Source organism: Gryllotalpicola protaetiae, from assembly GCF_003627055.1.
Taxonomy (GTDB): Bacteria; Actinomycetota; Actinomycetes; order Actinomycetales; family Microbacteriaceae; genus Gryllotalpicola; species Gryllotalpicola protaetiae.
Genome location: NZ_CP032624.1, coordinates 1,900,513 through 1,925,122, shown reverse-complemented (window position 1 = coordinate 1,925,122; position 24,610 = coordinate 1,900,513). Strand labels below are relative to the sequence as shown.

At 69.3% G+C, this 24,610-nt stretch carries 20 protein-coding genes; 7 read left to right on the top strand and 13 right to left on the bottom strand.

Annotated elements, in window-relative coordinates; genetic code table 11:
- The first annotated feature begins 52 nt into the window (after positions 1-52).
- Positions 53-1,513 (top strand): HNH endonuclease signature motif containing protein, encoded by a 1,461-nt coding sequence (locus tag D7I44_RS09440; protein WP_162940174.1) that lies wholly within the window; start codon positions 53-55, stop codon positions 1,511-1,513.
- 79 nt (positions 1,514-1,592) lie between these two features.
- On the top strand, positions 1,593-3,212 hold the full coding sequence (gene pgm, locus D7I44_RS09435; RefSeq protein ID WP_120789269.1) for a phosphoglucomutase (alpha-D-glucose-1,6-bisphosphate-dependent): 1,620 nt from the start codon (positions 1,593-1,595) through the stop codon (positions 3,210-3,212).
- A 123-nt stretch (positions 3,213-3,335) separates the two neighbouring features.
- Here pgm and D7I44_RS09430 read toward each other — a convergent pair whose 3' ends face one another.
- From D7I44_RS09430 to D7I44_RS09415, 4 genes are all read right to left on the bottom strand, one after another.
- The gene (locus D7I44_RS09430; protein WP_120789268.1) at positions 3,336-3,833 is read right to left on the bottom strand and encodes an adenosine-specific kinase; all 498 of its coding nucleotides are present in this window, start codon (positions 3,831-3,833) and stop codon (positions 3,336-3,338) included.
- A 91-nt stretch (positions 3,834-3,924) separates the two neighbouring features.
- On the bottom strand, positions 3,925-5,715 hold the full coding sequence (locus tag D7I44_RS09425) for a phospholipase C (RefSeq protein ID WP_120789267.1): 1,791 nt from the start codon (positions 5,713-5,715) through the stop codon (positions 3,925-3,927).
- Between the two features lie 89 nt (positions 5,716-5,804).
- Positions 5,805-7,043 carry an iron uptake transporter deferrochelatase/peroxidase subunit gene (gene efeB / locus D7I44_RS09420; protein WP_120789266.1) on the bottom strand — a complete coding sequence of 413 codons (1,239 nt, stop codon included), beginning with the start codon at positions 7,041-7,043 and terminating at the stop codon, positions 5,805-5,807.
- A complete protein-coding gene (locus tag D7I44_RS09415) occupies positions 7,036-8,259 on the bottom strand; it encodes an EfeM/EfeO family lipoprotein (protein ID WP_120789265.1) in 1,224 nt (407 codons plus the stop codon). Before D7I44_RS09415 ends, efeB begins: the two co-directional genes overlap by 8 nt.
- A gap of 173 nt (positions 8,260-8,432) precedes the next feature.
- On the opposite strand from D7I44_RS09415, the gene D7I44_RS09410 reads away from it, so the two are divergent.
- Both D7I44_RS09410 and D7I44_RS09405 read left to right on the top strand, forming a co-directional pair.
- On the top strand, positions 8,433-8,939 hold the full coding sequence (locus D7I44_RS09410) for a glutathione peroxidase (RefSeq protein ID WP_120789264.1): 507 nt from the start codon (positions 8,433-8,435) through the stop codon (positions 8,937-8,939).
- 148 nt (positions 8,940-9,087) lie between these two features.
- Entirely contained in the window at positions 9,088-11,025 is a 1,938-nt protein-coding gene (locus D7I44_RS09405; protein ID WP_245979504.1) for an MDR family MFS transporter, read from the top strand.
- Here the strand turns inward: D7I44_RS09405 and D7I44_RS09400 are convergent.
- A complete protein-coding gene (locus D7I44_RS09400) occupies positions 11,006-11,899 on the bottom strand; it encodes a DNA-methyltransferase (protein ID WP_120790879.1) in 894 nt (297 codons plus the stop codon). The genes D7I44_RS09405 and D7I44_RS09400 overlap by 20 nt on opposite strands.
- On the opposite strand from D7I44_RS09400, the gene D7I44_RS09395 reads away from it, so the two are divergent.
- Positions 11,898-13,469, top strand: coding sequence for an aminotransferase class I/II-fold pyridoxal phosphate-dependent enzyme (locus D7I44_RS09395; RefSeq protein ID WP_120789263.1), 1,572 nt, complete (start codon positions 11,898-11,900; stop codon positions 13,467-13,469). The genes D7I44_RS09400 and D7I44_RS09395 overlap by 2 nt on opposite strands.
- A gap of 6 nt (positions 13,470-13,475) precedes the next feature.
- Here D7I44_RS09395 and D7I44_RS09390 read toward each other — a convergent pair whose 3' ends face one another.
- The 5 genes from D7I44_RS09390 to D7I44_RS09370 all read right to left on the bottom strand — a co-directional run bounded on the left by D7I44_RS09390 (position 13,476) and on the right by D7I44_RS09370 (position 19,193).
- Positions 13,476-15,311, bottom strand: coding sequence for a DUF2207 family protein (locus D7I44_RS09390; RefSeq protein WP_120789262.1), 1,836 nt, complete (start codon positions 15,309-15,311; stop codon positions 13,476-13,478).
- Positions 15,312-15,320: 9 nt separating this feature from the next.
- Entirely contained in the window at positions 15,321-15,665 is a 345-nt protein-coding gene (locus tag D7I44_RS09385) for a hypothetical protein (RefSeq protein ID WP_120789261.1), read from the bottom strand.
- Between the two features lie 122 nt (positions 15,666-15,787).
- A complete protein-coding gene (gene lplAB / locus D7I44_RS09380) occupies positions 15,788-16,837 on the bottom strand; it encodes a lipoate-protein ligase LplAB (protein WP_120789260.1) in 1,050 nt (349 codons plus the stop codon).
- 39 nt (positions 16,838-16,876) lie between these two features.
- Positions 16,877-18,277: a glycoside hydrolase family 6 protein gene (locus tag D7I44_RS09375; RefSeq protein WP_120789259.1), complete on the bottom strand. Its 1,401-nt coding sequence runs from the start codon at positions 18,275-18,277 to the stop codon at positions 16,877-16,879.
- A 73-nt stretch (positions 18,278-18,350) separates the two neighbouring features.
- The gene (locus D7I44_RS09370; RefSeq protein ID WP_120789258.1) at positions 18,351-19,193 is read right to left on the bottom strand and encodes an alpha/beta fold hydrolase; all 843 of its coding nucleotides are present in this window, start codon (positions 19,191-19,193) and stop codon (positions 18,351-18,353) included.
- Between the two features lie 71 nt (positions 19,194-19,264).
- Here D7I44_RS09370 and D7I44_RS09365 point away from each other — a divergent pair, with 71 nt between their 5' ends.
- Entirely contained in the window at positions 19,265-19,687 is a 423-nt protein-coding gene (locus tag D7I44_RS09365) for a MarR family winged helix-turn-helix transcriptional regulator (RefSeq protein ID WP_120789257.1), read from the top strand.
- Between the two features lie 12 nt (positions 19,688-19,699).
- Positions 19,700-20,980: an MFS transporter gene (locus D7I44_RS09360; protein WP_120789256.1), complete on the top strand. Its 1,281-nt coding sequence runs from the start codon at positions 19,700-19,702 to the stop codon at positions 20,978-20,980.
- Here the strand turns inward: D7I44_RS09360 and D7I44_RS09355 are convergent.
- From D7I44_RS09355 to D7I44_RS09345, 3 genes are read right to left on the bottom strand one after another with little or no spacing between them, the layout of a single operon-like run.
- Positions 20,977-21,846: a transglutaminase family protein gene (locus D7I44_RS09355; RefSeq protein WP_120789255.1), complete on the bottom strand. Its 870-nt coding sequence runs from the start codon at positions 21,844-21,846 to the stop codon at positions 20,977-20,979. The genes D7I44_RS09360 and D7I44_RS09355 overlap by 4 nt on opposite strands.
- On the bottom strand, positions 21,843-22,772 hold the full coding sequence (locus tag D7I44_RS09350; protein WP_120789254.1) for an alpha-E domain-containing protein: 930 nt from the start codon (positions 22,770-22,772) through the stop codon (positions 21,843-21,845). The genes D7I44_RS09355 and D7I44_RS09350 overlap by 4 nt, the downstream gene beginning before the upstream one ends.
- Positions 22,762-24,501 carry a circularly permuted type 2 ATP-grasp protein gene (locus D7I44_RS09345; RefSeq protein WP_120789253.1) on the bottom strand — a complete coding sequence of 580 codons (1,740 nt, stop codon included), beginning with the start codon at positions 24,499-24,501 and terminating at the stop codon, positions 22,762-22,764. Before D7I44_RS09345 ends, D7I44_RS09350 begins: the two co-directional genes overlap by 11 nt.
- Between the last annotated feature and the right edge of the window lie 109 nt (positions 24,502-24,610).

Sequence of the window (24,610 nt, the reverse complement as noted above, 5' to 3'; positions counted from 1 at the left end):
GAATGTCGGCGGCTCGTTCTAGTCTTCCGGCATGTCGAGAATCGTCGAGCGGGTGCACTCCCTGGCCGCAGCAGCGGTCGGCGCTCTGCCGTGCGCAGGTGACGTCTCCGGGCTTGCCGGGTCGGAACAGCTCGCGCTGCTCGAGGAGCTCTCGGCGCTTCGGCGCAGCGTCGACGCGTCTATTGCATTGGTGGCCTCCGACATCGAGCGGAAGTCCGCGCGTGAGCTCGGTGCCGAGTCCCTTGCACGGAAAGCCGGCCTGCGGAATGGGGCCGAGTTGGTGCAGAAGGTGACCGGCTCGTCGCTCGGCGATGCGAAGAAGGCCGTGCGTCTGGGCGGAATGCTCGAAACCGCGCATGACGTCGCACCGATCGTCGAGCTGGCGGAGGCTACGCCCGCGCCCCGCTCGCTCAAAGTGCTTGCCGACTTGGCTGGGGACTGGTCGGTGCCGATCGCGGTCGCGGTGAGGAACGGCTGGCTGTCGGCCGAGCATGGCGACCGGCTCACGATCGGCCTTGGAAAGCCCCAAGACCTTGAAAGCGCGGGAGTCTTTCGCGCGGCTGCGCTGCGCCTGATCTCTGATTGCTGGGAGGGCGAGCTGACGCCAGAGTCCGTCGAGAAGGCAGCCAAAGCCGTCCGCGCATGCCTCGACAGGGAATGGGCACAGCAGAACGCCGGCCGCCTCTTCGAGCAGCGGTCGCTGAGGCGCACCGTGCGCGCCGACGGCATGGTCAAGTACGACCTGCTCGTGGACCCCCTGACCGACGCGCAGATCTGGACCCCGATCTTCCGCCGCCTTGCGCCGCGGCTCGGCGGCCCGCGGTTCATGACCGATGAGGAACGCGCCCGCGCCGAGGAGCTTCAGCAGGACTCCCGCACCAACGAGCAGCTCCTCGCCGACACGTTCACTGCCTTTCTCACCGCCGGTGTCACGACCTCCGGCATCTTCGGCAAGTACGCGCCCACGGTCAACATCGCCGTCACCCGCACCGAGTTGAAGAAGGCGATCGCCGCCGACACGCTCCGTCGCGCCGGCCAGGAACCGCCGCCGCCCGCGGACGGCGTCGGGTGGATTGATGGGAAACCTCAGCCGATCACCGGCGCGCAGCTCGTCACCGCGATTTGCGACGGAGCGGCCGCCGGCGTCCTCTTCGACGACACCGGGCAAAGCCTAGATGCCACCAAGGCCGAGAGAACCTTCTCCACGCGGCAGCGCCGAGCCATGGCATTGCGCGACGGCGGCTGCCTGATGCCCGCCTGCACCATGCCGCCGGAGGCCACTGAAGCACACCACATCAACCCGTGGTCCGAGAGCACCCGGAACCAGAAGACCGAGACGAAGGACGGCGTCAGCCTGTGCAAGTTCGATCACCTCAACTTGCACAACAACGGCGGCCGCATCGAGCGCCGCGGTTCTACCTATTGGCTGCTTTGGCCCGGCCAAGACCCCACTCGGCTCATCCCCAAACACGGTGTCATCGCACAGCTGCGAGCAGAAGGGGAACTCGCGTGAATCGCACCGCACATAGGAAGAATCCGGGACCACCTCAACCACTGTCGCGACCGCCGCGGCCCCTGCCAGGATGGGTGCTATGAGTTCACGTGCAGGGACGTACGCGCAGGAATCCGATCTCATCGATGACGAAGCGGTCGTGAGGGCCTACTACGACCTCAAGCCCGACGCCGCGAACCCCGCACAGCGCGTCGTGTTCGGCACCTCCGGCCACCGCGGCAGCTCGCTTGACACCGCGTTCAACGAAGACCACATCGCCGCCTGCACCCAGGCGATCGTCGAATACCGCGAGACGCAGGGCATCACCGGCCCGCTGTTCATCGGCGCCGACACCCACGTGCTCTCCGGCCCGGCGCTCACGACCGCGCTCGAGGTGCTCATCGGCAACCAGATCGAGGTGTACACCGACGCGCACGACGGCTACGTGCCGACGCCCGCCGTGAGCCACGCGATCATCAAGTACAACAAGGAACACCCGGGCAAGCCGCTCGCCGACGGCATCGTCGTAACGCCGTCGCACAACCCGCCGCGCGACGGCGGCTTCAAGTACAACCCGCCGCACGGCGGCCCCGCCGACACCGACGCCACCAGCTGGATCGCGAACCGCGCCAACGAGCTGATCGCCGGCGGCCTGAAGGGCGTCGAGCGCGCAGAGCCGAGCGCCGTCGAGGGCTATGACTTCCGCGAGGAGTACGTGGCCGACCTCGTCAACATCATCGACATCGATGCGATCAGGTCCGCCGGCGTGAAGATCGGGGCCGACCCGCTCGGCGGGGCGTCCGTCGCCTACTGGCAGCTGATCGGCGAGAAGTACGGGCTCGACCTGACCGTGGTGAACCCGCTCGTCGACCCCAAGTGGGCCTTCATGACGCTCGACTGGGACGAGAAGATCCGCATGGACCCGTCGAGCAAGAACGTCATGGCGAGCGTTCTCGAGCACAAGGACGAGTTCCAGGTCGTCACGGGCAACGACGCCGACGCCGACCGGCACGGCATCGTGACGCCCGACGGCGGCCTGCTGAACCCGAACCACTATCTGGCCGTGGCGATCCAGTACCTCTACACGCACCGACCCGAGTGGCGGGCGGATGCCGCGATCGGGAAGACCCTGGTGTCGTCGTCGATCATCGACCGGGTCGCCGCCGAGTTGGGCAGGAAGCTCTGGGAGGTCCCGGTCGGGTTCAAGTGGTTCGTCCCCGGACTCGTCGACGGCTCGGTCGGGTTCGGCGGCGAGGAGTCGGCCGGCGCCTCGTTCCTGCGCACCGACGGCACCGCCTGGACGACCGACAAGGACGGCATCCTGCTCGCACTGCTCGCCAGCGAGATCATCGCCGTCACCGGAAAGTCGCCGTCGCAGCTGTACCGCGAGCTGACCGAGAAGTTCGGCGACCCCGTCTACGAGCGCATCGACGCCGCAGCGACGAAGGAGCAGAAGGCGAAGCTCTCGAAGCTCTCAGGTGAGGCGATCACCGCGACCGAACTCGCGGGCGAGCCGATCGTGGCGAAGCTCTCGGAGGCCCCAGGGAACGGCGCAGCCGTCGGGGGCGTGAAGGTCGTCACCGAGAACGCATGGTTCGCCGCACGGCCCTCGGGCACAGAAGACGTCTACAAGATCTACGCGGAGTCGTTCAAGGGGCGGGAGCACCTCGCGCAGGTGCAGGCCGAGGCGAAGGAGATCGTCGACCGCGCGATCGCGTGACGGGTAGGGCGCCCGATCGGCGGGCGCCGGCCCCGGTAGCGGCAGAGCCGCAGCGCAGCAGTAACGGCGTCGGCAGAGCAGGGGTGGTGACAGCAGCAGAGCAGCGGAGCAGTAGTGGCAGCGCTAGAGCTTGTAGCCGATCGCGCGCAGCAGGTTGTGGCGGTCGGCGGCGTCGGCATCCGTCTCGACGCCGAGCGGGGGTGCGCCGTCGATGACCCCCGTGACGCCGCGGCCCGCAGGAGTGACGGCGACCAGCACCTCGAGCGGGTTCGCGGTCGCGCAGTAGATCGAGCAGACCTCCGGCACGGCCTTCACCTGGTTGAGGACGCTGACCGGGAATCCGTCACGCAGCATGATCACGAACACATGCCCAGCCGCGACCGCGTCCGCCGCGTCGACTGCCAGCGCGACCAACTCGGCATCGTTGCCCGTGCGGCGGATGAGACGCGGGCCGGATGCCTCGCAGAACCCCACCCCGAACCGCAGCGGGCCGCCGGCACCCGCGAGCACCTCGTGCAGATCCTCGACCGTCTTGATGAAGTGCGACTGGCCGACGATGACGTTCACATCCTCCGGCTTCTCGATCGGCACGGCTTCGATGCGAACGGATGACTCGGACATGCCGCCAGGCTAGAACCGCGCCCGAGGGTGCGAAAGGGGCCCCGGGATCGCCGGGGCCCCTGAGCCGGATCAGCTCACGCTGCTCGACTGTCTACTTGTGCTTGCCGGGCTTCCCGGGCTGGCCGTGGCCGTTGCCGTGGCCGTAGCCGTTGCCGTTGCCGTGACCATTGCCGTCACCCCAGCCGTTCCCATTGCCGTTCCCGTTCCCCTGACCGGGGCCCGGGTGGTTGTTGATCGGCACGACCTTCGTGACGGCGCCGCTCTTCGGGTCCAGCAGGACGCTGCGGTTCTGCGGGTGCTGGAAGTCGAACAGGCCGTTCAGCGAGCCGGCGGTGCGGTCGAACGATCCGTCGCCGACCTTGCCCGTCGACCAGTTGTCCTCGATGAACTTGAGGATCGAGGGCTGCGAGGTCGCCGTGTGGTCGACCGAGTTCGCGTTGGTGTAGGGCGAGATGACGAGCAGCGGCAGGCGCTGGCTCGGACCGCAGCGGTCCTCATAGCCACCGAGAACCGGGTTCTTCGGCACCGAGGTGCAGACCGTGGTGTTGTTGGTGGCGTCGGCCGAGCCGTTGATGATCTTCGGCGCGACGTGGTCGTACCAGCCGTCGGAGTCGTCGTATGAGATGACGACCGCGGTGCTCGACCACTCCGGCGACTGCTCGAGCTTGTTGATCGTGTTCACGAGGAACGTCTGCTCGTCGGTCGGGTCGGAGTAGCTGGCGTGACCGTCCTGGTACTCGGGAGCCTTCAGGAACGACACGGCCGGAATGTTGCCGGCCGCGACCGTGTCGTAGAAGCTGCTCAGGTCGTACTGGTGGTTCGCCTGGTCGGTGTAGCCGATGGCCTTCTCCGACGACGGCGGCAGGTGGTGCGGGTTCGAGGTGGACTTGTAGTACTCGAACGGGTTGTGGTGGGGCGAGTAGTCGACGACCGAGGTGCCGGCGACGTTGGTGTGGGTTGTGCCGCAGACCGCATAGCCGGTCGAGCTGGCCTTCGCCGTCGTGGTCGGCGTGAAGCCGCCCTGGAACCAGCCCCACGTGACGCCCTGCGTGTTCAGCAGGTCGCCGACGTTCTTGCCCGACATGCCGCCGAGGGCGTTGGTCGAGGTGTGGTTGCTGTCGGCGCAGTCGTCGTAGACGGGGTCGGGGTCGTTCGTGACCGTGCCGACGCCCTTCGAGTTGGGGTCGACGACCGTGTACGAGTCGGGCGTGGCGGTCGGCTTCGGATTCGTCGCGCCCGTCGAGGGGTCGTACGAGGTGACGCCGTGCGTCTGCCCGGAGACCAGGTTCAGCGCACCGGGCGTCGAGGGGCCGAAGGTCGCATCCCAGCTGTTGTCGCTCATCGCGTAGTTCTGCGCGTAGTTCCACAGGGCCGTGACGGTGTTGCCGTCGTAGTAGTCCATCGCGAGCCCCGGCGCCGAGTACAGCGGCGCGGCGCACTTGTCGACCGACGTGCTCTGCACGAACTGGTCCATCTTCCCGGCGTTGACCGCCTTCTGCTCGGGAAGGTAGCTGTGGTTCTGGTCGCAGGTGTCAGCCTGGGCGGGCGTGAGCCGCGTCGGCTGGTACTGGTTGGGGTTGTTCGTCAGCGTCCTCGACGTGACGAGGTTGTTCACCGCGGGCGTGCCCTTGGCTGCGACGAACTTGGTGCCGTCGGCGTTGGTCGCGTTCGGGTAGGTGCCGAAGTAGTGATCGAACGAGACGTTCTCGTCGAAGATCACGACCAGGTGCTTGATGGGCGTTGTGGTGTGCGCAGAGTTGTTCGGCGTCTCACGGGCATCGGCAGGCGCCGCCGCGAACGCGGTCGCCACAGCGAAGCCGGCCGCGACGGCCAGAGCACCACCGGCGATGCCGAGACGCTTCAAACGTGCTTTCTGGAACACGGTTGACTCTTCTTCCTCTTATGGTTCCCGACGCCCTCTTGCGCCGAGCCTGTGAGTTCGCAGGCGACGGATGCCTGAGGCTCCGCCCCTCATGCGAACAGTCCCTTCCCGAGCCAGTCGGACGAGTTCTTCGCGCCGGGTACCGCGAAGAAGTAGCCGCCACCGACCGGGGAGATGTAGTCGACGAGCGGCTCATCGATGAGCCGCTTCTGCACGGTGACGAACTGGCGCTCGAGGTCCTGGTTGAACGCAGTGAACACGAGGCCCTGGTCGAGGTTCCCGTTCGCGTCGACGCCGCCGTCGTAGTTGAAGGCCCGGCGAAGCATCCGCTGGTCCTCGGTGCCCGGCGTGCGGGGGTTCGCGACCCGGATGTGCGCGCTCAGCGGGATGGAGTCGCCGTTGGGGTCGCGCTCGTAGTGCGGGTCGTCGTGCTCGGCGCTGCCGGTCAGCGGCGCGCCGTTGCCCTTGTAGCGGCCGAACATCTGCTGCTGCTCTTCGATGCCGACGCGGTCCCAGAACTCGACGAGCATGCGGATCTTGCGCACAGCGAGATAGCTGCCGCCCGCAGCCCAGGCCGGCTCGCCGCGCGCACCGCCGTGCACCCAGACCAGCTGGTCCATCAGCTTGGCGTCGGTGCGGTCGGGGTTCGCCGTGCCGTCCTTGAAGCCCATCAGGTTGCGCGGCGTTCCGCTCGGCCGCGGCGGCGATGCGAAGCCGTCCTGTCGCCAGCGCAGCTGCATGCCCGCCCTGGTCGCGCGCAGCACCTCGCGCACGGCGTGCACCACGACGTCGTTGTCGTCCGCCTCGAACTGCAGCAGCAGGTCGCCGTCGCAGATCGAGCGGTCGAGGTCGTCGTTGGGGAAATCCTCCATGGTGCGCAGCTTTGCGGGCTTGACGGATGCCAGACCGAAGCGCTCGTCGAACAGCGACGCCCCCACGGCGAGCGTCGCGGTGAGACCGCCCGCCACGACCTCTGGGCCGAGCACGCCGGAGTCGCTCGGCGCCGCCGTGATGCCGAGCTCCTGCGGGGTTCCGCCCGCGGTGAGGAAGCGCAGCCGCTCGGTGATCGTCTGCAGCAGGGCCTTCAGCCCGTCCACGCCCTGGGCCGTCACGTCGAGGGCGAGCAGCGCCGTCGAGCGGCGCACCGGCGCGAGCACCCCGGCCTGATGAGTCCCATGGAAGGAGAACGCGGCGGGCTGCTTCGTCGCGGCATCCGCGGCATCCGCCGCGCTCCCGTCGATCGTGGCGCTCGCCGCCGTCGCGGCGGCGCCGGCTGCGGCGCCGGCGACGCCCAGCAGGAACCTGCGGCGGCTGGACTTCTCACTCATCTGCGGTGAACCTCGGCTCTGCGATCTCGGCGATGGGGGCGAGCAGCTCGACGAGCCCGCCCAGCGACGCGTTCAGCTGCTGCCGCTGGGGCTGGGTGAGCGACTGCAGGGGCAGCCACGTCCCGTCGTCCGCGCGGTAGGACTCGACGAGCTTCTGCGTGGACGCAAGCGCCGCCTCGACGTCGGGCAGGGCCGAGTAGCGCGACGCGAGGTCGCTCTTCAGGAAGCTGAGCGCCGCCGTCGCGCCGGTCAGGTTGGCGTCGATCGTGGCGAGGTTCGTGTGGCTGCCGGCATCCGTCGCCCCTGTCAGCTCGAACTGGATCGCGTTCTCGACGATCTCGTGCGAGCGCAGGCCGATCAGCAGCGGGTCGATCTGCGAGGTGCCCGGGTCGGCGACGAGCGACGCGACCGCCTGCACGAGGCCCTGCGTCTGCGCGGCGACCGCCGACGCCGGCGCGCCTGACCAGAGCAGCGCCTCGATCTTGTGGAACCCGGTGAGGTCGGGGTCGCCGAGCGCCGTCTGGCCGGAGGCGGGAGTGCCGTTGATCTCGGCGTCGTGGTCGCCGAAGGCGTCATAGGCGGCGCCGAGCGTCTCGTATGTCAGGTGGGCGGTGAGCCAGTCGGCCTTGGCGGCCGCTAAGTCGCCCTCCTCAGCGTCGTCGTCGAGCCGCCCGACCTGCTGCTGCAGCGTCGGAAGCCGACCGTCGACCCACTTGCCGTACGCGATGGCGACGAGGTTGAGCTGGTTGCGCGTGAGCGGCTGCACCCCGGCGCTCAGCACGGCGTTCGGCGGGGCGGCGCCGACATGCACGGTCGCCCCGATGGCGGGCGGCTCGTCCTCCGGGTAGCACGCGAAGCGGTACCTGCCCTTCGCGAGCACGACCTGGGCGCCGACCTTCGATCCTGCTCCGACGCCGTCGAGCTCGAGGAAGACCTTCTTGCTGTCGCGCTCCTGCAGCTGGATGTCCATCGGCGCGTCGTTGCCATTGGCAATGGAGAAGTCCTGCTCGCCCCCGGGCACCGACGCGCCCCAGCCGACGCCGCATGTGCTCCGGTTCGCGGTGAGGTCGTACGAGTGCGCCTGCGCCGACTGCGCGGCCACCGCGCCGGCGTTTCCGGCGTGGGCCGGGGCGCGCGTCACCGTCGCGACAACCCCGATGGCGACGATCACAGCGACCACGACCCAGAAGAGGGCGTACTGCGATCGCTTGGACATCGTGTGCGGGGCCTGTTCGGGGAAGCGGGTGGGGATTCTGGCGCGCTGAGCAGCGGCGCAGGGCGTGCCTCAAACGAGGCTAGGGCGCGGCCCGGGCCACCCTCGGGCAGTTCAGAAGCTGTTCACCGCCGAGACACGGATCGGTCCCCTGACGGGGGCGGTACGCTCTGTCCATGGCATCCGCCCGTATCCGCGAGATTCCGGTGACCACCATCGACGGCGGCAGCACCTCGCTCGCCGACTACTCCGACAAGGTCGTTATGGTCGTGAACGTCGCGTCGAAGTGCGGTCTGACTCCGCAGTACGAGCAGCTCGAGCAGCTGCAGAAGGCCTACGGATCGCGCGGGTTCACGGTGATCGGATTCCCGTGCAACCAGTTCGGCGGCCAAGAGCCGGGCAGCGCGGAGGAGATCGTCGAGTTCTGCTCGGCCACCTACGGCGTGACGTTCCCCCTGATGGAGAAGATCGACGTCAACGGTGCCGACGCCCATCCGCTCTACCGGGAGCTCACGGGCACGCCCGACGGCGAACACGTCGCCGGAGACGTGCAATGGAACTTCGAGAAGTTCCTCATCACGCCGGACGACACCGTGACCAGGTTCCGGCCGCAGACCCGGCCGGACGACCCTGAGATCGTCGCGATGATCGAGCAGGCGCTCGACCGGGTATCCACCACCTGACAAACCGATTGACCGATGAGCGCTGCGGGATTCGCATTGTCGCTTCGCAGGGTGTAAATTTGCAGTCACCGCAAATTTTCACCGAGCTCTCGGATGACTCTTTCTCGAACCTGAATCCCTGGTTCAGCTCTTAAATCAAAGGACTTCAATGTCAGACGCTGTCGCTCCTGCGAGCGCTCACGGTGGCTCCAAGGCCGTGATGTCGCACCAGCAGATCCTGCTGGTCATCTACGGCCTCATGGCCGGCATGTTCCTCGGCGCGCTCGACCAGACCGTCGTCGGCACCGCGATCCGCACCATCGGCGACGACCTGCACGGCCTGAACCAGCAGGCGTGGGTGACGACCGCGTACCTCATCACCTCGACGATCGCCACGCCGATCTACGGCAAGCTCTCCGACATCTTCGGCCGCCGCCCGCTCTTCATCTTCGCCATCGTCGTGTTCATCCTCGGCTCGGCGGCCTCGTCGTTCTCGACGTCGATGATCATGCTCGCCGCGTTCCGCGCCTTCCAGGGTCTCGGCGCCGGCGGCCTGATGTCGCTGCCGCTCGCGATCATGGGCGACATGCTCTCGCCGCGTGAGCGCGCGAAGTACCAGGGCTACTTCCTCGCAGTCTTCGGCATCTCTTCCGTCATCGGCCCGCTCGTCGGCGGCGTGTTCTCCGGCGCACACCAGATCCTGTGGATCTCCGGCTGGCGCTGGGTGTTCCTCGTCAATGTGCCGATCGGCATCGCCGCGCTGCTGATGGTCATCGCGTTCCTGCACCTGCCGAAGTTCAACCGCAGCACCGCACCGCGAATCGACTGGTGGGGCGCCACCGCCGTCATCGCGACGCTCGTCCCGCTGCTGCTCGTCGCCGAGCAGGGCCGCACCTGGGGCTGGGGCTCGGCGAGCGCCATCGCCTGCTACGTGATCTCCGCGATCGGCCTTGTGGCCTTCCTCATCATCGAGACGCTGATGAAGGAAGACGCGATCATCCCGCTGAAGCTTTTCCGCTCGCGCGTGTTCTCGACGGCCACCATCCTCGGTGTCCTCGTCGGCTTCGGCATGTTCGGCGCGATGCTGACGATCCCGCTCTACCTGCAGATCGTCACCGGCCTGAGCCCCACGGCCTCCGGCTTCGCGACGCTGCCGATGGTGCTCGGCCTGATGATCGCCTCGATCGTCTCCGGCCAGATCATCTCGCGCACCGGCAAGTACCGCATCTTCCCCGTCACCGGCACCTTCGTCACCGCGATCGGCTTCTACCTGCTGACCTACATGACGGTCGACCGCCCGCTGTGGTTCATGCTCATCGCGATGTTCGCGATCGGCCTCGGACTCGGCCAGCTGATGCAGACGCTGACCCTCGCCAGCCAGAACTCGGTCGAGCCGAAGGACATGGGGGTGGCGACCGCCGCCTCGACGTTCTTCCGCCAGATCGGTGGAACGCTCGGCACCGCGGTGCTGCTCTCGGTGCTGTTCTCGGTGCTGCCCGGCAACATCCAGACCGCGACCACGAACAAGGCCGACCTGACGAACGCACTCGACGCGGCGCTGAACCCGACCGTCGCCAGCGCGCCGCACAACGCCGGCATCATGAAGCAGTTCTGGACGCCGATCGTCACGCCGCTGAAGGAGGAGGCGCCGCAGGGCATCGACTTCTCCAACACGCAGCAGCGCGAGGCCTTCGTCGACAAGGCCGTGCCGCAGATCATCGAGAAGACCAACGCCGGCACCACCTCGAAGAGCTCCGGCAACATCGACACGAGCAACACGTCGTTCCTGAACAACGCGGATGACGCGCTCAAGCGCCCGTTCCTGAAGGGCTTCAACGCCTCGACGATCGAGATCTACTGGGTCGGCCTGATCGTCATCCTGGTGGCGTTCGTGATCAGCCTGTTCTTCAAGGTGCCCCCGCTGCGCAAGGTCTCTGCCCTGCAGCAGCAGGCCGACGCCGAGGCCGCCGCGGGTGCCGCGGAGAAGCCGTCCGAGATCTCCGCGTCGGACGAGCTCGAGGTCGAGGCGGTCGCCGCCGCCAACACCGCGGGCGCGCTGGTCGCACCGAGCACCGGCTCGCTCGACCTCACGACCGAGAAGAAGTAGCGTCCCGGAAGTCGACGCCCTCCACCCCGAGGCGGTCCCGCATCACGCGGATCGCCTCGGGGTTCTCGTCGATCAAGAGGAAGCGGCGGCCGAGTTGCGCCGCAACCGCTCCGGTCGTCCCCGAGCCCGCGAAGAAGTCGAGCACCCAGTCGCCGGGGCGAGATGAGGCCTGAAGCATCCGTCTGATCAGCCCTGCCGGTTTCTGCGTCGGGTAGCCGGTCTTCTCGCGGCCTGTGGGCGAGACGATCGTGTGCCACCACACGTCGGTCGGCAGCTTGCCGCGCGCGACCTTCTCCGGCGTGACGAGACCGGGCGCCATGTAGGGCTCGCGGTCGACGGCCTCCGAGTCGAAGAAGTAGCGCGCGGGGTCTTTCACGTACATCAGGATCGTGTCGTGCTTCGTCGGCCAGCGGCGCTTCGACTTGCCGCCGTAGTCGTAGGCCCAGATCAGCTCGTTGATGAAGCACGCGCGGCCGAACAGCGCGTCGAGCAGCACCTTCGCATAGTGCGCCTCGCGGTAGTCGAGGTGCAGATAGAGCGTGCCGTCCGGGGCGAGCAGACGCCACGCCTCGGCGAGGCGCGGCTCGAGGAACGCCCAGTAGTCGTCGAACACGTCGTCATAGCCGAGCAGGTCGCCCTTGATGCGCTCGTAGCTCTGGCCGGCGAATCCGGTGATGGCTGTGACAGACCGAGCGGATGCCTCGGCATCCGCCACCCGCACCGCGGTCGTCGTCTGGCGGCGCTGCGTTCGGCCCGTGTTGAACGGCGGGTCGAGATAGACGACCGTGAACGCGCCGTCGGGCAGGTCGGGCAGCACCGCAAGGTTGTCGGCGTGGATCACCGTGTCGGGGTTCTCGGCGGTCCACAGTGGCATGGTGTCGATCATTCCAGCCCACGAGGCGAGCACCGACCCGATGGACTCCCCCACGCCGTACGCCGAGGCGCTGCGCCGCTTTGCGGCGCGCGACACGGTGCGGATGATCGTGCCAGGGCACTCCGGCGACCCGAGCGCCTCGCCCGAGCTCGCCGAGTTCTTCGGCGCGCAGCTGCTGCGGCTCGACGTCGCGCCGCTCGTCTCGGGCATCGACCTCGGGCTGTACACGCCGTACGAGCGGGCCCTCGAGCTCGCCGCGCAGGCGTGGGGCGCGAAGCGCAGCTGGTTCCTCACCAACGGCTCGTCGCAGGCGAACCGCATCGCCGCGCTCGCGCTGGGATTCTTCGGCTCGCGCTCGCAGCCCGTGGTGGCACAGCGCAGCACGCATTCGAGCTTCGTCGACGGCATGATCATCGCCGGGCTCGACGCGGTGTTCGTGCAGCCGACGATCGACCATTCGCTCGGCATCGCGCACGGGGTGTCGACCGCGCGGCTCGCCGAAGCACTCGACCGCACCCCCGACGCGAAGGCCGCGTACCTCGTGAGCCCCTCGTACTTCGGGGCGACCGTCGACGTGCCCGCGCTCGCCGAGATCGCACACACGCACGGCGTGCCGCTCATCGTCGACGCCGCGTGGGGCGCGCACTACGGGTTCCACCCCGAACTGCCACCGTCGCCCGTGGCGACGGGCGCCAATGGCCACGGCGCCGACCTCGTCGTCATGAGCACCCACAAGCTCGGCGGGTCGCTCACGCAGAGCGCGATGCTGCACCTCGGGCACGGCGAGTTCGCCGCCGCGCTCGAGCCGTACGTCGACCGGGCGTTCGTGCTGGAGCAGTCGACGTCGGAGAGCGCGCTGCTGCTCGCCTCCCTCGATCTCGCCCGCCATCAGCTGCAGACGGGCGCCGAGCGCATCGGCGCGTCGCTCGAAGCCGCCGAGCAGCTGCGCACGGCGATCCGCGAACGCGGTCGGTTCCGGATCGCGAGCGACTCGTTCATCAGCGCGGGCTTGCCCGCCGCTGCGAACGTCGCGGGCGAGGCCCGCGACACGGCAAACACAGACGTGACGGCCGTGGACGCCTCGCGCGTCTCGATCGACGTCGGGGCAGGCGGCCTGCTCGGTCACGCGGTGCGGTCGGTGATGCTGCGCGACCACGACATCCAGTTCGAGCTGTCGACGGATGCCTGCGTGCTCGCCATCGTCGGGCCGGGCTCGCACCCCGACATCGCCCGCATCGTCGACGCGCTGCACGGCCTGTCGGCCGACGACCCGGAGGTCGCGGCTGCCGGCTTCGTGCGCGTGCCGCTGCCGGAGCCCGGTGAGAGGCGGATGCTGGTGCGGGACGCCGCCTTCGCGGCATCCGTCGTCGTGCCCGCAGTCGAGGCCGTCGGGCGCGTGTCAGCCGACTCGCTCGCCGCCTACCCTCCCGGCATCCCCAACGTCATGCCGGGCGAGGCGATCACCGCGGAGACCGTCGAGTTCCTGCAGCACGTCGCCGCCGCGCCGACGGGGTTCGTGCGCGGCGCGGTCGACCCTGCGGTCGAGACGCTGCGGGTGGTCGCCGACTAGGCAGACCTACCAGCCGCCGCCACCGCCGCCGCCGAAGCCGCCGCCGGAGAATCCCCCGGAGAATCCGCCGCCGCCCGAGCCCGACCACGAGTGCGAGCCGCTCTGCGTGCTCGCCGTCGTCGCGTAGTTGTGCGACGCGAAGGCGTTCGCGAACAGCAGGGCCTGCAGGGGCAGCAGGGTGGGCGAGACCTCGGTCGGGGTGGTGGCCCAGTAGCGGCCGAGCACCTCGCGCCACTCCTTCTCGATGTTGAACAGGATTGCGTAGGGCAGCAGCTTCTCGTAGAGCTTGACGACCACGGTGTTGTCCGGCGCGCCCTGCGGCGTCGCCGTCTCGGCGCCGCTCGGGCTCTGCAGCATCCGGATGCGGTCGGCCTCGGCCAGCCGCAGATAGTCGCGGATGCCGAGCAGGTGCTCGTACGCCGGCACCGCCGCCGCAGTGCGCCGCTCGCGCGGCCAGACGAGCGCGAGCGCCGCGATGGCGAGCACGGCCGCCAGCACCAGCGCGAGGGTGTGCAGCCAGGTCCCGAACGCCAGCGCGTTGAGGAGCACGGCCCCGGCGACCGCCGCGAACAGCGCGAAGAACGCGATCACGAGCAGCAGCACGCTGAGCGGCGTGTGCACCCGCCCGATCAGACCCTGCTTCCGCACCGAGTCGCGGGCCTCGCGCAGCAGCTTCGCGATGCGGTCGCCGATCTTCGGCTCCTTCGGGTCCAGGGTGACCGCGGCGTCGGGCTTGATGGAGCCGAACAGGGTGTGCACGGCATCCGCATCTTCATCGTCGAGAACGGTCGCATCGTGCAGCGTCAACGAATACAGGTCGTCGCTGGTCTTCTTCGTGCCGCGGTCGTCGCGGATCATCGTCGCCGCCCGGCTCACGACGAGCTGGGTCATCAGGGCCGGGAACGCGCGGTCGCGCTCGTCGAGCAGCTCGGCCGCCTCCATCACCCCGATGCCGGGGAACGCCTGGTACTGCGCGACGATGATGCCCGTTCCCTTCGGGTTGCCGAGGCTCACGATGCGCACCACGAGCGCGAGGGCGAAGACGACGATCGCGATGCCGAGCAGCACCCACACGAGCACGCGCGCGACCGAGACCGGCACCTCGAAGGTGCCGGGCTTGAAGCCGACGCTCATGGTCAGGTTGTGGCCCGCGGCGAGGTTCGATGCACTCGCGGCGACCGTGCCGCCACTCGCGCTGATGTCGCAGTCGCCGCCGGTCGCGCCCCGCGCGCCGGCGTAGCAGTGATTGTCCCCGGTGAGCGCACCGGTGAGCCCCGCGGGCACGTGCAAGGTCGCGCTCACCGTGCCGAACGGCTGCCCCCAGCCGGTGCCGTTCACGTCGAACAGGAACTGCTGCCCGCCGCCGCTCGCCTCATGGATCACGTCGCGCATCGTGTACGCGATGACGTAGGTCTGCACGCCGTGCGCGTAGGCGTACGGGTCGCCGATGCGCAGCACCCTGAACCCCGCGGGCGAGTTGTCGGTCTGGATCTGGTACGGGACGGCGGCTCCGGCGGCATCCGTCACGCCCCTGATCTGAACGTGCAGCGAGCGGCCGTCGGCCGTCGTCGGGATCGCGCGCTCGATGCCGTGGTTCTGGTCGAAATCGGGAAACCGCGCGACGAACGTCTCGGTGACCGCGAGGTTCGCGCGGTGGTCGGCGGTGCGGGTCAGCCGGTAGTCGGTGTGCAGGCTGTCGAAGGTGAACTCGGCGGTGCCCGCCGAGACGACGCGGCCACTGCGAACGGATGCCTGCGCCGGCGCCGCCGCGACGAGACCACCGCTCGCCAGCGCGCCGAAGAGCAGAGCGAGAAGAATCCGGATGCCCCACCGCTGAATCACGCGATGAGCCTATCGGCGGCTCTCGCTCCTGGCCGTGGTGTTGCCCCACTGGTCGAGCTCGATCGTGACATGGCCCGGCTTGCCGCCGCCCGCGCCGATGCCGATGCCGAGCGGGTCGCCGTCGGCCTCGGGCGACGGCGCCGGAAGGCTGCTCTGGCGCTCGAGCTCGAGCTGCGTCTCGTAGCGCACGGGGTGGAACACCTCGTCGAACGCGGCGCCGAGCATGCCGCTGCCCACCGATCCCGAGCCGCGCTTCTGCGTCTTGTCGCTGAAGTCGACGACCCCGGTCCTGTTGAGCACCCACAGCAGCAGGCACACGCCGACGATGGCGGCGCCGACGATCAGGGGGTTCACGGGCGCCAGGGTAGCAAGAGCCCCTGAAGACCCGGCGCGCCTAGTGGCCCTGTGCGCGGGTGAAACGACGCTTCCGCCGGAGTCGTCTCACCCGCGAAAGCGCGTTTTCACCCGCGCACGCGTCACGGGACGCGGTAGAGCCACTCGGGGGTCGAGAACTTCTCGGTGACGAGGCGCTCGGCGGCCGCGTACTCGGCCGGCGTGATGTCGCCGGGGGTCGCGCCGTACATCGACGCGAACTGCTGCTTCATGCGGTCGATGATCTCCTCGCGCGGCAGGCCCGTCTGCGACCGCAGCGGGTCGACGCGCTTCGCGGCGCTCGCAATGCCCTTGTCGCTGATCTTCTCGCGGCCGATGCGCAGCACCTCGGTCAGCTTCTGGCCGTCCATGTCGTAGCTCATCGTGACGTGGTGCAGCACAGCACCCGAGCCGAGCCGCTTCTGCGCGGCGCCGCCGATCTTGCCTTTGGGGCTCGTGATGTCGTTGAGCGGCATGTACGACGCATCGATGCCCATTCCCTTGAGCGCGAGGATCGCCCACTCGTCGAGGTACGCGTAGCTGTCGGCGAAGGTCATGCCCTGCACGAGGTCGATCGGCACGTACAGCGAGTAGGTGACGACCGAGCCCTTCTCCATCATCATCGCGCCGCCGCCCGTGATGCGGCGCACCACGTCGAAGCCGTACTTCGCAGCCCCCTCCGGGTCGACCTCGTTCTTCACCGACTGGAAGGAACCGATGACCACGGCGTTCTCCTCCCACTCCCAGAAGCGCAGGGTCGGCTTGCGCGCGCCGGTGGCGACGGATGCCGTGAGCACCTCGTCGAGTGCGAGATGCGTCGCGGGGCTCACCGCGGGGGCGTGCACGATCTCCCACTGGTAGTCGCCCCAGCTGGTCGCACTGGCGAGCGAGCGGCGGATCGCGACGCCGACGGACTCAGGGGTGAAGCCGAGGAGCACGGCGCCGTCGGGAAGCGCGTGGCGCACGGCATCCGCAATGACGCGCGTGTCCGACTCGACGGGCAAGCCGTTGATGGCCGCGTCGATCGCCGAGAGCGCCTCGTCGGGCTCGAGGAAGAAGTCGCCGGCCAGATGGAAGTTCGCGATGCGCCCGTCCACAGAATCCAGGTCGACGACGACCAGCTTTCCCCCAGGCACCTTGTACTCGCCGTGCATATACCAACCTTAGGCAGGTATGTGCACAGCGAGACCGCCCTAGGGCGCGGGGGTGGCGTGCCTGATCAGATCAAGGGTCTGAGCGGGGAACCAGGAGCCGGCCGCCGGGTCGTTGAGACCCCAGAGCGGGTCGAACTGGGCCTGCGCCGTGGCAGCCGTCGGCCACCCGGGCTGCGTGTACGCGCCGAAGTCCCAGGCGCGCGCGCCGCCCGCCGAATCGCACTGGCCGTCCGACTCGCCCGGGGTCTTCGCCCAGACATACGCGTCGACCAGCGGAGTGCCGGTCTTCGTGGTCGGGCGCAGACCGAGGCCCGCTCCCGGCGGGTTGCACCAGTTGCCGGCGGCGAGCGTCGAGACGGTCGCGGCGCTCTGGCTGTAGGGCGCTGCACCGTATTCCGCCATGTTGTTCGGCCCGGTGCCGTTGCGGCTCGTGTCGACGACGAAGTGCGCCGTCGGGGTCACGCCGGCGTTCGCGAGGTCGGTGTTGTACTTGCCGGTCACGTCGCCCGCGTAGCTCGACAGCTGCGACGGGTCGGTGTTCTGCCACTGGCTGTACGGGTCGAGCGCGACGCCATTCCAGCCGGTGTTCGGGCCGCCGTTCCAGTACTGGTTGTAGCAGTTCGCGGCGGTGGTCGCGCCCGCGTTCACGAGGGCGATGCAGTCGGAGATCCAGGTGCCGTAGTCGACGTCGTTGACCGTGTACTGGAAGTTCGACACGTTGGTGAAGAAGCCCTGCGCGTCGTTCACGCCCGCCGAGATCAGCCGGGTCGTGATGTCGCCGATGTTCAGCCACGCGGGATGCGTGGCGTCGAGGTAGACGCTCGTGTTCGGCTTCGCCTCGAGCGCGTCGACGGCATAGTGCAGCTGCGCGAAACGGGTCGCGTCAGCGGCATCCTGCGGGGTCACCCCGCAGTTGCTGCCGGGCAGCAGGCCGAGCCCGTCCGGCTCGACCAGGATCGCCGCCTTGGCGTTGCCGACGCCTGCGGCGATGCCGTCGATCCATGCCTCATAGGCGGCCGTCGTCTGCGCGCCGCCCGCGGAGTACGAGCCGCAGTCGCGGCCGGGGATGTTGTAGGCAACGAACACCGGGACAGCGTGCTCGACGGTCGCCGCCACGATCGCCTGCTGCACGGTCTTGCGCACCTGGGCCGGGGTGCCGCTCGTGAGCCACACGGCCTGCGGCGTGGCGAGCATCTTGGTGAGCGCGAGCGCGTCCTTCGTGTCTCGGCTCTTCGCGAGCTGCAGTACCTGCTTCAGCCCGTCGACGTCCGGCGCCTTGACGAACAGCTGCGGCGAGCCGAGCGCGTGGCTCGATTTCTGCGGGGCGACCGGCGCGTGCGGCGCGGCCGCCATAGCCGGGGCGGATGCTGCGGCGACGAGCGCCGCGGCGGCGAGGCCGGCGCTGACGAGCGCGGCGGAACGCCAGATCGATCTGGACATGGTTCTCCTCATTGAGACGTCCGTTCGAGGCCCCCGAATGTGGGGCAGAACCGAGATTCCCGCCCTTAACTGGTTAAGTCAAGATGCGTGAGTCCAGCCAGGCCACGAGGTCGGCGAGCACCTCCTCCTTGTTGAGCTCGTTGAAGACCTCGTGGCGGGCATCCGTGTAGATGTGCACGGTCACATCGCTCAGCCCGCTGCGCGTGCGGTACGCGTTCGCGAGCTTGACCACCGACTTCTCGCCGCCGAGGGAGTCGTCAGACCCGATCTGGATGAGCAGCGGCACATCGCGCTCCAGGTTGCGCGCGGGCCGGCCGAGCATGCGCATGGCGTCGACGATGCCGAACTTCGCGATCGTCTCCGCCGAGAAGTTGAGCGGGTCCTCATCGAACGCGGTCTGCACGGCGGTGTCGCGCGACAGCCACTCGTGGCCGGTCGTGCCGAGGTTCTTGTGCAGCGCGTTCAGATCGCCGGAGCGCATCGAGCCCAGCATCCGATACGCCGTGCCGGTCAGCACGACGGCGTCGTAGTCAGCCGCGTGCCGGTTGATCAGCATCTGCGCCATGAGCGAGCCCCAGCTGTGGCCGAGCAGGATGACAGGGACCGAGGGATGCCTCGCGCGGATGATCCTGCCCAGCTGCCGCAGGTCGGCGATCGTCGCGCGCAGCCCGCCAGGGCCGAGCTTCCCCAGCTGTGTGACGTCGCCGCCCCACTGCGCGAGCCCCGTCTGCCCGTGACCGCGGTGGTCGTCGGCGTACACCGCGTAGCCGGCGTCGTTCAGCGCCCGCGCCACGTGGGCGTAGCGGCCGGCGTGCTCGCCGAGACCGTGCGCCAGCTGGACCACGCCCTTCGGATCGTCGACGGGGTACTCGTAGTAGGTGACGACCACGCCCTGGTCGTCGGCGAACGTAGGCATGCGCACATCATGCCCGAGACAAGTAATTGCGGTCAGCTAATTAGCACGGCTAACGGAGTACGCTGTTGTGCGTGAGCGAAGAACTCGATCTCGACGCGCAGCTGCGCATCGCCGTGGGCCGCCTCAACCGCCGCATCCGTGCCGAGAAGGCGAGCGACGACATCTCCGACGGGCAGTTCAGCGTGCTCGCGCAGCTGTTCCGGGAGGGGCCGCACACGGTCGGCCAGCTCGCCGAGGCCGAGCGCGTCACCCCGCCGTCGATGAACCGGCGCGTCAACTCGCTCGAAGCAGGCGGCTACGTCACCCGCGAGGGCTCCCCCGACGACGGCCGCAAGGTCGTCGTGCGCGTCACGCCGGAGGGCTCCGCGTTCGTCACCGAGACGCGCCGCCGCCGCGAGCAGTGGCTCGGCAAGCGCACGAGCGAGCTGACGGATGCCCAGCGGGAGACGCTGCTTGCGGCATCCGCCATCATGCGCGAGATGGCCGACGGATAGGCCGGCACCGATTTGAACAACCTCTTCCGGTCCCTCGCGGGCGTCAACTACCGCATCTGGTTCGTCGGCGCGATCGTCTCGAACGTCGGCACCTGGATGCAGCGCACCGCGCAGGACTGGATCGTCCTCACCGAGCTCACCCGCAACAACGCCACCGCCGTCGGCGTCACGATGGCCCTGCAGTTCGGCCCGCAGCTCGTGCTGCTGCCGGTCACGGGCTGGGCCGCCGACCGATTCGATCGCCGCCGCCTGCTCATGTGCACGCAGGCCGCGATGGGGCTGCTCGGCGCGGGTCTCGGCATCATGACCGTGACGGGCGTTGTGCAGCTGTGGCACGTGTACGTGTTCGCGCTGCTGCTCGGCATCGTCGCCGCCTTCGACGCACCGGCTCGGCAGACCTTCGTCGGCGACCTCGTCGACGGCCGCAACCTGTCGAACGCCGTCGCGCTCAACTCGGCGTCCTTCAACGCGGCGCGCACGATCGGGCCCGCCGTCGCCGGCCTGATGACGGCGGCCGTCGGCGCAGGGTGGGTGTTCCTCATCAACGCCGTGACCTTCGGCGCCGTGCTGATCTCGCTGCGGCTGATGCGCACGGACCAGCTGGGCCGGAACGCGCGCCCGTCGCGCCGGGGCGGCCTGGTCGACGGCTTCCGCTACGTGCGGCGGCGCCCCGACATCATGGTGATCCTCGTGATGGTGTTCCTGATCGGCACCTTCGGCCTCAACTTCCCGATCTACACCTCGACCATGGCGTCGACCGTCTTCGGCAAGGGGGCGGGCGAATTCGGCATCCTCTCGTCGATCATGGCCGTCGGCTCGGTGGCGGGCGCGCTGCTGTCTGCGCGGCGCGAGAAGCCGCGCGTCTCGCTGCTCTTCGTCGGCGCGCTGATGTTCGGCGTCGGATGCCTGATCGCGGCCGTCATGCCGACGTTCTGGCTCTTCGGGGCGGCCCTCGCGCTCATCGGGCTGTTCTCGCAGACGCTGATGACCACGGCGAACGGCACCGTCCAGCTCGCCACCGACCCCGCGGTGCGCGGGCGGGTGATGGCGATCTACATGGCGATCTTCATGGGCGGCACACCCATCGGGGCCCCGATCGTCGGCTGGGTCGCCGACACGCTCGGCCCGCGGTGGGGGCTGGGCGTCGGCGCCGCGTCGGGCATCGTCGCGGGGGCCGTCGGCGTGTACTACCTCGTGCGCTGGCGCGGCCTGAGGCTGCGCGTGCGCGGCGGGCGGCCGGCATTCGTCCTCGAGGAGCCGGAGGTCGCGCGGCCCGAGGCCGCTGCCGCCTAAGCCTCCCGGGTGATCTCGACCTTCACGAAGATGTCGGCCGCGCCCGCACCGGCGTAGACGCCGCGGATCGGCGCGATGTCGTCGTAGTCGCGGCCGTGGCCGACGTAGACGTGCCGGTCGCCGGCCTCGGTGAGATTGGTCGGGTCCCAGCCCCGCCAGATGCCGTGGCCGTCGCCCTCGGCGGCCCCGCAGTACCACTCGACCCACGCGTGCGACTCGCCGGCGACCTTCTCGTGCAGCTCCGCGTCGGGCCTCGGGTGCAGATAGCCCGACACGTAGCGGGCCGGAATGCCCACGGAGCGCAGCGCGCCGAGGGTGACGTGCACGATGTCCTGGCAGACGCCGCGGCGCGCTGCCCACGCCTCCGCGCCGGTGGCGTCGACGCGGGTGACGCCCTGCACGTACTCCATCTCGCCGCCGATCGCACGGCAGATCGCCTCGGCGGCCTCGCACGGCGTCGCGGCTGCCGCGGCGATGTCCGCCGCCTCAGCCGCGACCTCGGCAGGCGGCTCGGTGCGGCGGCTCTGGCGCAGCTGCTCGACGGACTCGACGGTGAGCCTGCTCGCCTCGCGCAGCTCGTCCCAGCCGATCGAGCAGTCCTCGTGGGGGCGGTCGTCGACCTCGATCAGGCTGCTCGCCGAGAGCACGAGCTCACGATGGGGTGAGAGCACCTCGAACGAGGTGACCCGGGTGCCCCAGTAGTCGGTGTAGGTGTGCTGCGGCGCGTTCGGCTTCGTGTCGATGTGCGCGGAGAGCACCCACTGGCCCTCACGCGACGCGGGAAGCATCCGCGCCTCGTTGTAGGAAGCGGACGCCTCGCCCTCGTAACGGAACCCGGTCGTGTGGGTGACCCGCAATCTCTTCATACCCGCTCCCCTGCCCATGTCGGCATCACCTGCGTCGGGAAATACCGCTGCTTGACGGCCTCGCTCGCTGCGCTCGTCGCGCGCTGCACCCCCTCCATGGCGTGCGGCAGATCCACGAGGATCTCGGAGATCGGGCGGTATTCGAGGCTCGACACCGCCTGCCCGAGCACCCGCAGCGCCTGGTCGACGGCGCCGATGCGCTCGGTGCGCGGCTCGAGCGCGTTCAGGCTGTCGATCGCGCGGTTCATCGAGAACAGCACCGAGCGCGGGAAGATGCGGTCGACGAGCAGGAACTCGGCCGCGTTGCGCATCGACGAGACGCCGCGATAGGTGCGCAGGTACGGCTCGTAGGCGCCGCACGAGCGCAGGATCGTGGTCCAGCTCGGGCCGGACACCTCGGTGAGCGCGCGCGTCGCGAGCAGGCGAGCCGTCATGTCGGCCCGCTCGAGCGCGAGGCCGAGCGAGAAGAAATGGTAGGCGTCGTCGCGGCTCATCACCGTCTCGTTCGTGCCGACGGCCAGCGCCGTGCGCTCGCGCACCCAATGGAAGAAGTCGTGCACCCGCTCGCTCGCCACCTTGCGCGGCATGCGCGTGGTGGTCGTGTTGAGGCACTCCCACAGCTCGCTCGACACGATCTCGCGCGCACGTCTGGCGTTCTCACGCGCGGCGTTCAGCGAATAGGCGATGGATGCCGGATTCTGGCGGTTCACGGCCAGCAGGCTGAGCACACCCTCGCGGTCGAGGCGGGTGTCGGGCGGAACCTCCGACCCCATCACACCCAGCAGCGCGCGGCACGCGGTGTCCTCGTCGACCCAGGGGTCCTCGAGCAGCAGCTGGAGCTGCACGTCGAGGATGCGGGCGGTGCCGTCGGCCCGCTCGAGATAGCGACCGATCCAGAACAGGGATTCGGCAATTCTAGAGAGCACGGATTCCTCCCCCGTTGTGCTGCGTGACGGCCTTGTGGGCCTGCTGCTGCTGTTGTTGCTGCTGCTGGGTCGCCCCGAGCTGGTCCTCGGGCGCGAACTGCGGGTCGGTCCTGCCCTTGGGCGCGACGGCCGCGAGCGGCGGCGAGCCGGCCGCCGCCAGCTCGATCGGCGCGGCCTGCTCGGCGGTGAGCGCCGAGACGTCGATCGCGCTCGTGGCCGGGTGCGCGACGGGAACCGGAATCGGCCCGGAGACCGGTGCGGTCCCGCGGCCGAGCACCCAGGTGTCCTTCGAGCCGCCGCCCTGCGACGAGTTCACGACCAGCTGACCGGCGGGCAGCGCGACCCGGGTGAGGCCGCCCGGCAGCACCCAGATGTCGTCGCCCGAGTTGACGGCGAAGGGGCGCAGGTCGGTGTGCCGCGGCTGCATGCCGTCATCGGTCAGCGTCGGGATCGTCGAGAGCTGCACGACGGGCTGGGCGATCCAGCCGCGGGGGTCGTCGATGAGCTTCGTGCGCAGCGACTCGAGTTCCTTGCGCGAGGCGGACGGGCCGATGACGAGGCCCTTGCCGCCCGAGCCGTCGACGGGCTTCACGACGAGCTCGTCGAGGCGGTCGAGCACCTCTTCGAGCGCGCCCGGGTCTTCGAGGCGCCAGGTGTCGACGTTCGGGATGATCGGCTCTTCGTTGAGGAAGTACCTGATCAAGTCCGGCACGTAGGTGTAGGTCAGCTTGTCGTCGGCGACGCCGTTGCCGATCGCGTTTGCGATCGTCACGTTGCCGAGGCGCGCGGCCGCGAGCAAGCCAGGCGTGCCGAGCACCGAGTCGGCACGGAACTGCAGCGGGTCGAGGAACTCGTCGTCGATGCGGCGGTAGATCACGTCGACGCGGGTGGGGCCGCCGGTCGTGCGCATCCACACGCAGCCGCCCGAGACGTAGAGGTCGCGGCCCTCGACGAGCTCCACGCCCATCAGGCGGGCGAGCAGGGTGTGCTCGAAGTACGCCGAGTTGTAGACACCCGGAGTGAGCACGACGACCACCGGGTCGTCGACGCCGGCCGGCGCAGAGGCGCGCAACGCCTGCAGCAGCCGGTACGGGTATTCGCCGACAGGCCGCACCGACATGGACACGAACAGCTCGGGCAGCGTCTGCGCCATGACGCGGCGGTTCGAGACGATGTACGAGACGCCGGACGGGACGCGCACGTTGTCTTCGAGGACCCGCCACGCGCCCCTCTCGTCGCGGATCAGGTCGATGCCCGCGACGTGCACCCGCACGCCGTTGGCGCTCTCGATGCCCGCGGCCTGACGGAAGAAGTTGGCCGAGGTGGCGATGAGGGACGCGGGGATGACCCCGTCGGCGACCGCCTGCTGCCGGCCGTAGGCGTCGCCGAGGAACGCCTCGAGCGCCCGCACCCGCTGCTTGACGCCCGCTTCGACGTCGACCCACTCGTCCTCGGGGATGATGCGCGGCACGGCGTCGAGCGGGAACGGCCGCTCCTCGCCGGCGAAGTCGAAGGTGACGCCCTGTGCGAGGTAGGAGTTGGCGAGGGCGTCTGCGCGGCCGCGCAGCTCGTCCTGCGTCATCCGCCCCAGCGCCGCGTGCAGCTCGCGGTACGGCTCGCGCGCCTTCGTCGCGCCGTCTTCGGCGGGGCCGGCGAACATCTCGTCGAAGGCGACACCCGGTCGCCCTGGCGGCAACGCTGCGCCGTACCCCGCGAACAGATCACCCATGACCGAGAATCTAGGAACGGAGTGTTGCGGCTGCGTTTCCGGCAGGGGTTCGATTTGTGTCGCCCGTCATGGGGGGGGACACTATCCGCGTTCGGCGAGGAGCGCCGCG

Bases quoted from the DNA above. Each gene is read 5' to 3' on its own strand.
- pgm (WP_120789269.1), top strand. From the start codon at position 1,593: ATGAGTTCACGTGCAGGGACGTACGCGCAGGAATCCGATCTCATCGAT.
- D7I44_RS09430 (WP_120789268.1), bottom strand. From the start codon at position 3,833: ATGTCCGAGTCATCCGTTCGCATCGAAGCCGTGCCGATCGAGAAGCCG.
- efeB (WP_120789266.1), bottom strand. From the start codon at position 7,043: ATGAGTGAGAAGTCCAGCCGCCGCAGGTTCCTGCTGGGCGTCGCCGGC.
- D7I44_RS09415 (WP_120789265.1), bottom strand. From the start codon at position 8,259: ATGTCCAAGCGATCGCAGTACGCCCTCTTCTGGGTCGTGGTCGCTGTG.
- D7I44_RS09410 (WP_120789264.1), top strand. From the start codon at position 8,433: ATGGCATCCGCCCGTATCCGCGAGATTCCGGTGACCACCATCGACGGC.
- D7I44_RS09405 (WP_245979504.1), top strand. From the start codon at position 9,088: ATGTCAGACGCTGTCGCTCCTGCGAGCGCTCACGGTGGCTCCAAGGCC.
- D7I44_RS09395 (WP_120789263.1), top strand. From the start codon at position 11,898: ATGGTGTCGATCATTCCAGCCCACGAGGCGAGCACCGACCCGATGGAC.
- D7I44_RS09400 (WP_120790879.1), bottom strand. From the start codon at position 11,899: ATGCCACTGTGGACCGCCGAGAACCCCGACACGGTGATCCACGCCGAC.
- lplAB (WP_120789260.1), bottom strand. From the start codon at position 16,837: ATGCACGGCGAGTACAAGGTGCCTGGGGGAAAGCTGGTCGTCGTCGAC.
- D7I44_RS09375 (WP_120789259.1), bottom strand. From the start codon at position 18,277: ATGTCCAGATCGATCTGGCGTTCCGCCGCGCTCGTCAGCGCCGGCCTC.
- D7I44_RS09370 (WP_120789258.1), bottom strand. From the start codon at position 19,193: ATGCCTACGTTCGCCGACGACCAGGGCGTGGTCGTCACCTACTACGAG.
- D7I44_RS09355 (WP_120789255.1), bottom strand. From the start codon at position 21,846: ATGAAGAGATTGCGGGTCACCCACACGACCGGGTTCCGTTACGAGGGC.
- D7I44_RS09345 (WP_120789253.1), bottom strand. From the start codon at position 24,501: ATGGGTGATCTGTTCGCGGGGTACGGCGCAGCGTTGCCGCCAGGGCGA.